This is a genomic window from Thiocystis minor (genome assembly GCF_016653465.1).
Lineage (GTDB): Bacteria > Pseudomonadota > Gammaproteobacteria > Chromatiales > Chromatiaceae > Chromatium > Chromatium minus.
Genome location: NZ_NHSQ01000091.1, coordinates 1 through 12,546, shown reverse-complemented (window position 1 = coordinate 12,546; position 12,546 = coordinate 1). Strand labels below are relative to the sequence as shown.

At 60.7% G+C, this 12,546-nt stretch carries 10 protein-coding genes; 5 read left to right on the top strand and 5 right to left on the bottom strand.

What is annotated here, in order from left to right; translation table 11 throughout:
* The first annotated feature begins 233 nt into the window (after window positions 1-233).
* Entirely contained in the window at window positions 234-1,088 is an 855-nt protein-coding gene (locus CCR95_RS13700) for a pentapeptide repeat-containing protein (protein ID WP_201095283.1), read from the top strand.
* 29 nt (window positions 1,089-1,117) lie between these two features.
* On the opposite strand, the gene CCR95_RS13695 is transcribed toward CCR95_RS13700, so the two are convergent.
* The 3 genes from CCR95_RS13695 to CCR95_RS13685 all read right to left on the bottom strand — a co-directional run bounded on the left by CCR95_RS13695 (window position 1,118) and on the right by CCR95_RS13685 (window position 2,597).
* Window positions 1,118-1,522, bottom strand: a complete 405-nt coding sequence (locus CCR95_RS13695) for a hypothetical protein (protein WP_201095275.1) — start codon at window positions 1,520-1,522, stop codon at window positions 1,118-1,120.
* Between the two features lie 126 nt (window positions 1,523-1,648).
* A complete protein-coding gene (locus CCR95_RS13690; protein WP_201095273.1) occupies window positions 1,649-2,161 on the bottom strand; it encodes a DUF6398 domain-containing protein in 513 nt (170 codons plus the stop codon).
* Between the two features lie 58 nt (window positions 2,162-2,219).
* On the bottom strand, window positions 2,220-2,597 hold the full coding sequence (locus tag CCR95_RS13685) for a calcium-binding protein (RefSeq protein ID WP_201095271.1): 378 nt from the start codon (window positions 2,595-2,597) through the stop codon (window positions 2,220-2,222).
* Between the two features lie 815 nt (window positions 2,598-3,412).
* Here CCR95_RS13685 and CCR95_RS13680 point away from each other — a divergent pair.
* The 4 genes from CCR95_RS13680 (at window position 3,413) to glgX (ending at window position 9,341) form a co-directional block, all read left to right on the top strand.
* Window positions 3,413-4,765 (top strand): TolC family outer membrane protein, encoded by a 1,353-nt coding sequence (locus CCR95_RS13680; RefSeq protein ID WP_201095269.1) that lies wholly within the window; start codon window positions 3,413-3,415, stop codon window positions 4,763-4,765.
* A gap of 2 nt (window positions 4,766-4,767) precedes the next feature.
* Window positions 4,768-5,871, top strand: a complete 1,104-nt coding sequence (gene aroC / locus CCR95_RS13675) for a chorismate synthase (protein WP_201095260.1) — start codon at window positions 4,768-4,770, stop codon at window positions 5,869-5,871.
* An 82-nt stretch (window positions 5,872-5,953) separates the two neighbouring features.
* Window positions 5,954-7,081 carry an MFS transporter gene (locus CCR95_RS13670; RefSeq protein WP_201095255.1) on the top strand — a complete coding sequence of 376 codons (1,128 nt, stop codon included), beginning with the start codon at window positions 5,954-5,956 and terminating at the stop codon, window positions 7,079-7,081.
* 163 nt (window positions 7,082-7,244) lie between these two features.
* Complete coding sequence (glgX, locus tag CCR95_RS13665) at window positions 7,245-9,341, top strand: glycogen debranching protein GlgX (RefSeq protein ID WP_201095254.1); 2,097 nt, start codon at window positions 7,245-7,247, stop codon at window positions 9,339-9,341.
* A 109-nt stretch (window positions 9,342-9,450) separates the two neighbouring features.
* On the opposite strand, the gene CCR95_RS13660 is transcribed toward glgX, so the two are convergent.
* A complete protein-coding gene (locus CCR95_RS13660; protein ID WP_201095253.1) occupies window positions 9,451-10,116 on the bottom strand; it encodes a protein-L-isoaspartate O-methyltransferase family protein in 666 nt (221 codons plus the stop codon).
* Window positions 10,117-10,620: 504 nt separating this feature from the next.
* A complete protein-coding gene (locus CCR95_RS13655) occupies window positions 10,621-12,321 on the bottom strand; it encodes a cation:proton antiporter domain-containing protein (RefSeq protein ID WP_201095252.1) in 1,701 nt (566 codons plus the stop codon).
* Window positions 12,322-12,546: the final 225 nt, after the last annotated feature.

Here is a 12,546-nt window from a genome sequence, read left to right as displayed (position 1 = left end):
CTGTTTGCAAATAATCTGGGTTCGTTGGCAAATAATCCGGGTCCTGGATCCCCGATATTTGCAGTTAATTCGGGTCGAAAATTGCGATGTTTGCAGGTCGGGCCGCGGATGTTTGCAGGCCGCTACATTTAACAGCGCTGAAGTCGACGAGCGGGAGTCGCGCTTCCGGAAACCTCCTGCCTTAAACTCCAGCATCCGCATCGTCCCCATCAACAACCAACGGAGATTCGGGAATGGTCGAAATCAAACATCACGAGACGGGGCAAATCCTGGAGATCGTCGAAAGTGACTCGCTCGTCGGCGCTGACCTGCGCGATATGCAATTGAACGGCGCGGATCTGCGTGAAGCCGATCTCACTGGGGCGAATCTCTCTTCCAGCGACCTGATCGGGGCGCTCCTCTGCGGTGCACGCCTGGTCGACGCCACTCTCATCGGTGCCAATCTGAAAGATGCCGATCTGAGTTCCGCAAATCTGACTCGCGCCCGCCTGGGTGCCGAGCACGCTTCACGGGCTGCGATGCTGAACGGTGCGAACCTGTCTCACGCACAGCTTGTTTGCGCGGATCTGCGCCGAGTGGAGAGTCGTTTCGCCAACCTGCGGAGTGCCAACTTGACCCATGCTGACCTGCGCGACACCGATTTCCACGGCAGCGACCTCTCGCATGTGATCGCGCTGAAGGCGCTCTTCATCAAGGCCAATCTGCGCGAGGCGGAACTCTGTTGCGCCGATCTGCGCGACTGCCACCTGAACGATGCCAATCTGGTCCGGGCGAGCCTACACTATGCCGATCTCACCAGTTCCTTTCCGGATGGATTCACGGTGATCAATCTGGCCAATCTGGAAGGCGCCGACCTGCGTGGCGCCAAACTCCGCAACGTCTCTGCTCAGGACACCAATTTCCGCCATGCCAACCTGACCGATGTCGATTTCACCAATGCCATCCTAGGCGGGGCCATCTTGCAGCGTGCCGATGTGACGAACGCGGATTTCTCGGGTGTCGAACTGGCCACCGTGACCATGGAGTTCGCAAACTTCTCCAAAGCGCGCAACGCGGTGATACCGACCTATAAGAAGCACCTGCGGTGAGCGGGTTGCGGGAGTGCTGCCCGTGAGGTTCATTTCCAAGGCCACCCGCCGTCGATCTCCCCGTGCTCGAAGAAGGTGCGGCAGCGCTGGCACAGATAGAGCACCGGCGCTCCCATGTGTGGGGTCGTCAGCATCCGCGATTGGCCAACGCAGCGCGGACAGGCATGAATGCGCCGATGCAGCCAATACGCCAGCACGAGGACCGGGATGACGACCCAGAATAGGCGGTCATTGAGGCCCCACGCGGCCAGCAGTGGGATGCCGGGGAAAGTTCCGAGCAGGACGACGGTCAGCCAAAGGCGAAAGCGGCGGCGGGCAATGAGGGAAAAAGGCCGCTCGCGATACGCGATTCCCGCCACCTTGGCGACGGTGCCATCCTCCGAAAAGAGGACTCCTGGATACTGGTAGCCGCTGCGACGGTTGACCCATGGCATCGTCAAGCCTCCAACTTTCGCTTGGGAGAATCATCGTGATGGCATTGATGGTCGGGTCAATTTGCACCAACGGACGCCAATTCTCATCGAGGTCGGGTATGGTCGTTTTGTACCCGGACGCCATGTTCAGGGCAAATACGGGATCAGTCCCCGCCGAAACGCTTCTTCTTGGACCTCACGAGGGGCCTGGCGAGCGTCCACGACAAAACCGTTCACCTGAATCATCCAAGCCATGGGGTTATTCGCCAGCCGGCTCGGAAGGGTCCAATGCGGATCCATTTGCCCCGATTTCAACAGATCGAGGATCGCCTTCGATTTTGCCGAACCGGTACTCGCGCTGAGGCCGAAGTGCGCGCACAACTCATCCGCACGCAGAGAGGGGGTTTGACTGAGATCGAACAGGAAGTTGACCCGCCCCAGCGCATAAACGATCCCGCAGGCCCAGGTGTTGGGTTTTCCGGTGACCAGCGGTGAAGGCCGCTTGCGGCACAGCTTGGCGGTCAGGCGTCGGCAGAGATCCCGATACTCCTGATTCAAATGCGCCTGACAGCAGGCATCGGTGAGCGCCACGATGGTGTCGTAGCGCTCTTGGAGTGTTGCCGGCACTCGCTCGGATCCACCCTTTTCTGCTTCAGTCATGGTCACGATCCCGCGTGTCGGTCTTAAGGTGTGCTCGGTTGAGCTGAGTTCGCAGCCTTCATTCAGCCAAGCTTGAGTATCCCTGTTTCACCCAATAATGCCAGTCCGCGATCGCTTCGACGGTGGCTTCATCGGCCTCCACGGCGGCAAGTTGCGCCAACGGCAGCCCGAGCGAACGCCCCTGCCAGGTCGCCAGGACGAATATCTCGTGCCGGCAGTCGTCCGCCGGCGCCAGGCGGTCGATCACGACCGCTTCGCCTTCCCGCAAGGGTGATAGCGCACGCGCCTGGATGCAGCGTGCCTGAAAGGGAAACGTGAGCGTGTCTTCGAGGTAGGAATACCACCCCATGGCCTGCTCCTCCGGGCCATAAGCATCGACGACCACCTCCATGGCAATGCGATGTTCACGCGCTTCGTCTGGTGCAGGGTTTGTCATGGATGAGTACCTTCCGTTGAGCGATTGGCGCGAGCGCCCGGCAACGATTGCAAATGGCCGCCAACCATCGCGAAGCAGACGCGCGATGCCTGCCAGGATGGCTGGAGACGGTATTCATTCAATACTGCACTAACTCCACCCGCCGATTCTGCGCGCGTCCCTCCTCCGTCTGATTCGACGCCAACGGGGCCGCAAATGACACCCCCACCGGTAACAGCCGCGCTTTGTCGATGTGATGGTCACGGACCAGAGCCGTGACGACCCAGGGCGAGCGCGCTTAATTCTACTTTGTTACCTTCAAAAAATCTTTAAGTGTTTAAATTTTATGATAATAAACAAAAATACACATAAACAATAGGGTTCTAGTGGCGCGTTGAGCGCCTATAATCACCCATAAACCGCCAACATCTATCTTCAATAGGGGCATAGTAAATGAAGATTTATTGCGCCTAATAAAAAATAACTTAAAATTCATTAATTTATGCGACAGTCAAAGTTAACAAAGTAGAATTAAACAGCATTTTAAAGTGTCCGGACAGCCCTTGGGTTGCCTCGGCGATCGTGCCCGTTGGTTCGATCGCGGACGAAACGATGCGCACGCCGCCATTGCATACGTTGAAACCTGGAAAGAGTTGCCTGCAGGTAGCACGAGGCGGTCAACTGCCGGATCCAGGTTATTAAAGACGTTAAAGACGCGTCATCGGCGACGCCTGACAGATGATTGAGGGTAAACCATCATGTCGCCTATACTGCGCTCATTCCGCGCACATCTTTCGTTGCGACTGCACCCCCGTTGAACAAGGAAACCTGAACTCATGAAGCGGAAACCTCTTCCAACCCTGATCGCCCTGCTTCTCTGCAGTTTCGTTTCGGTAAGCCAGGCCGAGGATCTCATCCAGATCTATGATATCGCGGTCGAGAGCGACCCGACGCTCCGCGAGGCCGAGCAGACCCTGTTCGCAACCCGCGAGGTCAAGCCTCAAGCGCGCGCGCTGCTGATGCCCAACTTCAGCGTCCAAGGCGATCTGCAGTATCAGGACGTGGACAGTCGTGGCAAGACGCTTTCCGGTTCCTTCGAGCGCCGCGATCGTTACGGTACCCAGGGTTTGCAGGCTGTCGTCAGTCAATCGGTTTACAACCGGGCGAGTTGGATGACGCTCAGGCAGTCCGATAACGTCATCGCGCAAGCTGAGGCGGAATATCGCAACGCCCAGATCGATCTCATGGTCAAGACCACAGAGGCCTATTTCAATGTCCTTCGGGCGGCCGACGCCGTCACGGTTCAGGAAGCCCTGCTGCGCGCCAACGAACGCCAGTTGGAACAGTCCAGACAGCGCTTTGAGGTTGGGTTGGTCGCGATCACGGACGTGAACGAGAGCCAGGCCGCCTATGATCGCTCGCGCGCCGACGTGATCACGGGCAAGAATACGCTGAACAATGCCTGGGAGGCGCTGCGCGCCATCGTGGGGCCGATCAGCGTCCCGCTAGCGCGGTTGGGCGAACAATTGCCGCTGGCGCCGCCCGAGCCGAACGAGATCGACGCCTGGGCGACGACCGCCGTGCGGAGCAATTATGGCATCGTCGCCGCCAGTGAGGCGGCCAACGCCGCCAAGCGGACGATCGATATCGAGCGTTCCGGCTATTATCCCTCGGTCGATCTGCAGGCCGGCTATGACATGTCGCGCTCGGGGGCCGAGTTCAACACCGATTCCGATACGAGCTTCGTCGGACTGTCGGTGAATGTCCCTATCTATCAGGGCGGGGCAGTGGCGTCGCGGGCCCGTCAGGCGGGGTATCAATTCCGCGCCGCGCAGGATCGGCTCGATCAGGTGCGCCGGCAGGTGGATCAACAGGTCAAGGACGCCTTCCGTGGCATCCTCACGAGCATCGAGGACGTCAAAGCCCGGCAGGCGGCGATCGTCTCGGCGCGCTCGGCCCTGGAGTCCACACAGGCGGGCCTGGAAGTCGGCACCCGCACCCAGGTCGATGTGCTGAATGCCCAGCGCAATCTGTTCCAGGCCGAGTTCGACTATCTGGACGCGCGCTATAACTACATCATCAACGGGGTCAAGCTGCATCAGGCCACCAGCACGCTGACGCGCGACGTGCTGGAAAAAGGCAATGCCTGGCTCAATCCCGCCGATGTCGTGCCGCCGCCCGCCTACTGATCATGTCTGGTAGCAGTTTCGGAAAACTCTTCGTCGTCACCGGTTTTGGCGAAAGTCATGGCCCGGCCATCGGCGGTATCGTCGATGGCTGCCCGCCCGGTCTCGAACTCGCCGCCGCCGATCTGCAACGGGATCTGGACCGGCGCAAGCCGGGTCAGTCGCGCCATACCACCCAGCGGCGCGAATCGGACACGGTCGAGATCCTGTCCGGCGTCTTCGAGGGCCGCACCACCGGCGCGCCCATCGGTCTCCTGATCCGCAACGAGGATCAGCGTTCCAAGGACTATTCCGAGATCGCCGAGCGCTATCGTCCCGGTCACGCGGACTACACCTACGACCAGAAATACGGGGTGCGCGACTACCGGGGCGGCGGGCGTTCCTCGGCGCGCGAGACCGCGATTCGGGTCGCCGCCGGCGCCATCGCCAAGAAATATCTGGCGGTGCGTCGCGGCATCGTCGTGCGCGGGTATCTGTCCCAGCTTGGCCCCATCCGCCCGCAAGGTTTCGACTGGGACCAGGTGGAGCGTAATCCCTTCTTCTGGCCCTGCGCCGCCACGGTCGCCGATCTGGAAACCTACATGGACGCACTGCGCAAGGAGGGCAACTCCATCGGCGCGGCCGTGACCGTCGTCGCCTCGGGGATGCCGACCGGTCTCGGCGAGCCCATCTTCGACCGGCTCGATGCCGACATCGCCCACGCGCTGATGAGCATCAATGCCGTGAAAGGCGTGGAGATCGGCGCCGGTTTCGGCTGCATCGAGCAAAAGGGCACGGAACATCGCGACGAGATGACCCCGGACGGTTTTCTCTCCAATCACGCCGGCGGCATTCTCGGCGGTATCTCCTCGGGTCAGGACGTGATCGCGCGGATCGCGCTCAAGCCGACCTCCAGCCTCCGTCTGCCGGGTCGCACCATCAATGCCCGTGGCGAGGCGACCGAGGTCATCACGACGGGCCGCCACGACCCCTGTGTCGGCATCCGCGCGACGCCCATTGCCGAGGCGATGCTGGCCCTCGTTCTCATGGATCACCTGTTGCGTCAGCGCGCTCAAAATGCCGACGCGCGGCCGCCGACTCCGGCGATCTCGTCCGCGCCGCGGACGTAAACCGCGTCCGCTGCGAGGCTGACGGGTTTCCGCAAGTCCGATGCGAGAGACAAGCCTTGCAGGCTCGACCGGACGCGGTGTCATGCCCTACTGGCGTCTCTCCGCCTATTATTTCTGCTACTTCGCCTCGCTCGGCGCGCTCGTCCCCTATTGGGGCCTGTATCTCCAGTCCGAAGGGTTCGACGCGCTGGCCATCGGGCAGCTTCTGGCGATTCTGTCGGGTACCAAGATCGTCGCGCCCATGGTCTGGGGGCACATCGTCGATCTGCGCGGACGACGGATGCCGATGGTTCGGCTCGGGGCGCTGCTCTCGGCGCTCGCCTTCGTCACGGTCTTTTTCGCCGATGGTTTCTGGACCATGGCGGCGGCCATGGTGCTGTTCAGTTTTTTCTGGAATGCCTCGCTGCCCCAAGTGGAAGCGGTTACCTTCAATCATCTGCGGCAGCGGCCCACCGGCTATGCGCTGGTCCGTCTGTGGGGCTCGGTGGGCTTCATCCTGGTGGTGGCCTTGCTGGGTCTGCGTCTGGAACGGGATTCGCTCGCCATCGTGCCGGTCTGGGTGCTGATCCTCTTCCTAGGCATCTGGCTGAGTTCACTGACGATCCCGGACAGCGAGCCGGTCCAGGACGGTCAGCCGGCGTTGTCGCTGCGCGCGCTCCTGCGGCGTCAAGAGGTGCGGGCCTTTTTCGCGGCCTGTTTTCTGATGCAACTCGGCCACGGGATCTATTACGCCTTTTATTCGATTCATCTGGAAGCGGCCGGTTATTCGAGCGTCGCGGTCGGCAATCTCTGGGCGCTCGGCGTGATCGCCGAGGTGCTGGTGTTCCTGATCATGCATCGGCTGCTCGATCACTTTGGCGCGCGCCGGGTGCTGCTCTGGAGCCTGGGGCTCGCCATCCTGCGCTGGCTGTTGATCGGCGCCTTCATCGAGATCCTGGCCGTGCAGGCGGTCGCGCAGCTTCTGCATGCCGCGACCTTCGGCACCTTTCATGCCTCCGCCATTCATCTGGTCCATCACGCCTTTCCGGGGCGGACCCAGGGGCGCGGTCAGGCGCTCTATAACAGCCTGAGCTTTGGCGCCGGCGGCGCGGCGGGAAGCCTGCTCGGTGGATTCCTGTGGGACGGCTCCGGCGCGCTCGTCACCTTTGGCGTCGCCGCCGGTGCGGCAATCGCCGGTCTGATCGTGGCCTGGCGCTGGGCGGATTTGTGAAACGGTTGCTGGATAACCAAGCATGTTATGATGGCATTCATTCAACTTATTTAGGTTCGACGCCGCGGGCGTCTCGCTGGATCGCCGAGCGCGGTCCCCTGCGAGGGTCAGCCGCGTCTTCGATTCCGGCCCCATCCCAGCCATTCTCTCGCGCTTTCTCACTATGCCAGCTTCCCATGCTCCCTATGCAATTTTCCCAGGGCGTCGCTATCCCTCTGGGGCCACCGTCGAGGACGACGGTGTCAATTTCTCCATCTTCAGCCGCCATGCCTGCGGCGCCGAGCTTCTGCTCTATGCGAACGCGACGAGTCCGGAGCCCTTTCAGATCATCCGGCTCGATCCACAGGTTCACCATACCTTTTTCTCCTGGCACGTTTTGGTGGTGGATCTGCCGCCCGGCACCCATTACACCTGGCGCATCGAGGGACCGAACGAGCCCCGCGATCATGGCTGGCGTTTCGATTCGCGGATTGAACTGGTCGATCCCTGGGCGCGCGCCATCAACGTTTGCGACTGGAATCGCTGGCGCCGTCAGCGTGACGGGGTGCAGCCCCACGATTCGCCGCGCGGCCTGGTCCTCGCTGAGGAATACAACTGGGAGGGCGATACGCCGCTGCGGCTGCCTTCCGAACAAACCGTCATCTACGAGCTGCATGTGGGCGGTTTCACCCGCCATCCCAGTTCGGGGGTCGCGCATCCGGGAACCTTTCTCGGCCTGATCGAGAAGATTCCCTATCTCCAGGAACTCGGCATCACCCACGTCGAACTCATGCCGGTCATGGCCTTCGACGAGCAGGATGTACCCGAGGCAGTTTGGGACGCGGGTCTGCGAAACTATTGGGGCTACAGTAGTTTTGGCTTCTTTTCGCCGCATCCCGGCTACTGCGTGACGCCCGAGCAGGGGACGCATCTCAGCGAATTCCGCGAGATGGTCAAGGCGCTGCATCGCGCGCGCATCGGCGTCATCATGGACGTGGTCTTCAACCACACCAGCGAGGGCGGGGTCGGCGGACCAACCCTGACCTTCAAAGGCATTGGCAACGAGACCTTTTATTGCCTGGACGGGATCGACAAGGGCCTCTATCTGGATTTCACTGGCTGCGGCAATACCGTCAACGCCAATCATCCGATCGTCGCCCATTTTATCGTCGACGCTCTGGAATACTGGGTGCGGGAAATGCACGTCGACGGTTTCCGTTTCGATCTTGCCAGCGCCATGGCGCGCGATGCCGACGGGCGTCCGATGGCCAATCCGCCGGTGCTGTGGGAGATCGAACTCTCCGACACCCTGGCCGCGTCCAGGATCATCGCCGAGGCGTGGGACGCCGCCGGCCTCTATCAGGTCGGCAGCTTCCCCGGTTACCGCTGGATGGAATGGAACGGCCGTTATCGCGACACCATTAGGAGCTTCGTGCGCGGCGATCCGGGGCTGGTCTCCGAGGTGGCGACCCGTCTGTCCGGGAGTAGCGATCTCTATCAGGCCAATTTGCGCCAGCCCACCAACAGCATCAATTTCGTGACCTGTCACGACGGCTTCACGTTGTGGGATCTGGTCTCCTACGAGCGTAAACACAATCAGGCCAACCGCGAGAAAAATCGCGATGGTTGCGACAATAATCTGAGCTGGAACTGTGGCGCCGAGGGCGAGACCAATGACCCGCAAATCCTGTCTCTGCGGCGACGTCAGGCCAAGAATCTGCTGACATTGCTGTTCCTCAGTCAAGGCGTCCCGATGCTTCTGGCGGGCGATGAGGTGTTGCGAACGCAGAATGGCAACAACAATACCTGGTGTCAGGACAATGAACTCGGGTGGTTCGATTGGTCGCTGGTCGAGCAAAATACGCACATGCTGCGGTTCGTGCGCGGTCTGATCGCGCTGCGCAAGCGCCATCCGAATCTGCGTCGCCGCCACTTCCTGTCCGGTGCTGCGCAGAAGGGCACGGATCTGCCGGATATCGTCTGGCACGGCGAAACGCTGAATAACCCGCCCTGGGACGATCCGCTGGCGCAATCGCTTGCCTTTACGCTTGCCCCCGCGCGTCAGAACGAGACGCCGCTGCATGTCATGATCAATATGAGCGAAGCGGCGCGTCGTTTCGAGTTGCCCGCGCTGCCTGCGATCGGCTGGCATCTCGCACTCGACACTGGCCGGGCCTCGCCCACGGATGTCATCGACACTACGGATCAGGTGGTGGTCGATGCCACCCCGTTTCTGGTCCGCTCGCGCAGCATCGTGGTCTTGGAGGGGCGAGGCTCTTAGAGCCTGTCATCAATGCTCGTTGCGTGGGATGAGCAGGGAATTCGCCGCGTTGGGTGCGCGAATGTAGGGGATGCAGGGGCGAATGAATTCGCCCCTACGAGGAATCCAGCTAAAAAATAAAGCTTTCTGGCTCCACGACCTTGGCTAGGGAGGGCACGCAGGTCTCGAAAAGTGTCTCGCGGCTGAAATTCCGACCGCCGAGTCGGGTGATCAGCAGCGCCTCCATGACCGGCTCCTCGCCGACGATGCAGAACAGACGCCCGCCCACCGAGAGCTGATCCTGGAGCATCGGCAGCGAGGCGTCCGTCGGCATCGAGCCCGTGACGGCGATCGCCTCGAACGGGCCGCCCGCGATGGGGCCGGCCAGACCATCTCCCTCGCGTACCTCGATCCCCGCGAACTTCAGTGCCGCCAGCCGTTCGCGGGCCGCGGCGGCCAACGCCGGGTCGATCTCGACACTGATCACGCGCCCGCCCAGCCGGCTCAGACAGGCCGTGACATACCCGGTGCCGGTACCGATCTCCAGCACCTTCTCGCCGGGTCGCACGTCGAGCGCCTGTAACAGACGGCCGACGACTTTCGGGTCGAGCATGCTCGTCCCCGCGCCGATCGGGATCTCGATATCCGCGTAGGCCAATCCGCGATAGGCGTCGGGTACGAACGCCTCGCGCGGAATCGTGGCCATTGCCTCCAGGACGTGCTCGTCGAGAACGTCCCAAGGGCGAATCTGTTGCTGGATCATATTGAAACGGGCAAGGTCGAAGCGGTTATCCATGTCTGGCGGGTTCTCCCGATCTCGGATTATGAAACGGCTGATGAGCCTACTGAGTTTAGGCGTCAACGGCAAGAGGTGCATTAAGCCGCGTCCAGCGCGATATGCGTAATTTTCAGTTTGTGTTTGGCGCTGGGGATTTCACCAGCATCACTAGTTCTACTTTGTTAACTTTGACTGTCGCATAAATTAATGAATTTTAAGTTATTTTTTATTAGGCGCAATAAATCTTCATTTACTATGCCCCTATTGAAGATAGATGTTGGCGGTTTATGGGTGATTATAGGCGCTCAACGCGCCACTAGAACCCTATTGTTTATGTGTATTTTTGTTTATTATCATAAAATTTAAACACTTAAAGATTTTTTGAAGGTAACAAAGTAGAACTAGAGACGCGGTTTAAAATATTATCTTTTTTAATATCTTAAACCGCGTCCGCTCCGACTATCGTCGATGCGGCCAAGGTTGATCCAATCCAAAAACATCGCATACCGCACTGGACGCGGTTTAATCAACCACCGGCGCATATCCCTGGCTGCGCACGCCCTGTAACAGATTGTCCACATCGCCCATCGGCACGCCGAGCATCTCCAGCGCCTCCGCCCCAAGTCGCAGACTGCTTTCGATTGCCTCGGGATAGGCGCGCGTCGCGCCCGCGCGGATCAGATTGCCGCAAGCTTCCAGATCGCGCGCCCGCGCAATCACCGGAACCTGCGGATAGTTCACGCGGATGTGCGAGACGGCCCGCAGCGCGGTCGGGCCGTGATCGATGGTCAGAATCACCAGCGAGGCATGCTCCACCTGGGCGGCGGTGAGCAGTTCCAGATCGCCGATATCGCCGTAATACACGGCGCGCCCGTCTCGCTCGCCCCGTTCGACATGCGCCGGATTGGTATCGAAGGCGATGTACGGGATATTGTTCACTTCCAGCAGGGTGGCGATGGTATGTCCCACGCGGCCATAACCGGCCACCACGACCCGTCCCTGGGAGGGGATTCCGGTCGCCTCTTGATCAAAGCACAGGGGGGCGGCGGTGCGACGCTCGGCGCGGATTGCCAGCGTGTCGCCGATCCGCACCAGCAGCGGCGTTAGCAGCATGCTGACCGAGATGACGCTGACGGCGATGACAAAGGTCGCCTCGTCGATCACCCCCAAAAGCTTGGCGGAGCCGAACAGCACAAAGCCGAATTCGCCGCTCTGCGCGAGCAGGAACGCGAGTCGGGTCGCGATCCCGCGGGACAACCCGAAGACCAGCGCGATCAGAAACAGCACGGTCAGCTTGATGGTCAGGATCACCAGGACATGCTGTGTCAACAGCCAGGGTTGCGCGGCAATGGCTGGCAGATCGATGGACATGCCGACGGCGACGAAGAAGAGGCTCATCAGGAGTCCCTTGAAGGGCTCGATATAAGCTTGAATCTGGAAGTTGAAGCGTGTGGAGGAGAGCAGCATCCCCATCAGAAAAGCGCCAAGGGCCATCGAGAGCCCGGCCTTGTGCATGGCTCCAGCGGCAAGAAAGACCGACAGCAGGACGACCAGGGCAAAGGCATCCCGGTTGTTCTGACGCAGCAGACGTTCCAGTGCGAAGGGCAGAACATAGCGGCCAAGAACCAGAACCATCCCGATCATGGCGATCACCAGGAGCAACTGCTCCCACCAGGGCACACTGTTGGCCGCGGCACCCAGATCGGAAAAAAGCGGCACCAGGGCGAGCAGGGGCACCACGGCCAGATCCTGCATCAAAAGCACGGCAAAGGCCGCGGTGCCATGGCGGGTCGCGATATCGCCGCGTTCGTGGAGCAATTGCATGACCAGCGCGGTCGACGACAGCGCCATGGTCAGACCGATCAACAGCGCGGCCTGCCAGGATGTCTGATAGAAGGAGATATAGGCCGCGATGGCGCCACCGCACAGGAGAATCTGCACGGTCCCCAACCCGAAGACCTCCCGGCGCAGCGCCCAGAGGCGCTTGGGCTGCATCTCAAGGCCGATCACGAACAGCAGTAGCACCACGCCCAGTTCGGTGAAATGGCGGACATCCTCGACATGCGGGGTGACATTGGGCCCGGGCGAATAGGGACCGACGACGATTCCGGCGACCAAGAGCCCAAGAATCGAACCGAGCCCGAGATGCTTGAACAGGGTGACAGCGAGCGCCGCCGCGGTCAGCAGCACGATGGCGGAGAGGACGAAGCTGTCTAATTCCATGGTGGCTCTACTTTAGCAAGTTCCGATGGCCGAAGGATGTGAAACCGCGTCGTGCCGATCATGGTGAGCGACGGCAAGAACAAAGTGACTCCAAGCAGCAGCAGTTCTAAATTTAAGACCATGATGCTATGAAGGACTCTTTGAGAGTCCACCGGAGATCCCGATGGTCCTGAAGCCAGTAGCCCCTGTGGCTCCCGCGCCCAGCCTTTACTCGGTCACGGGGTT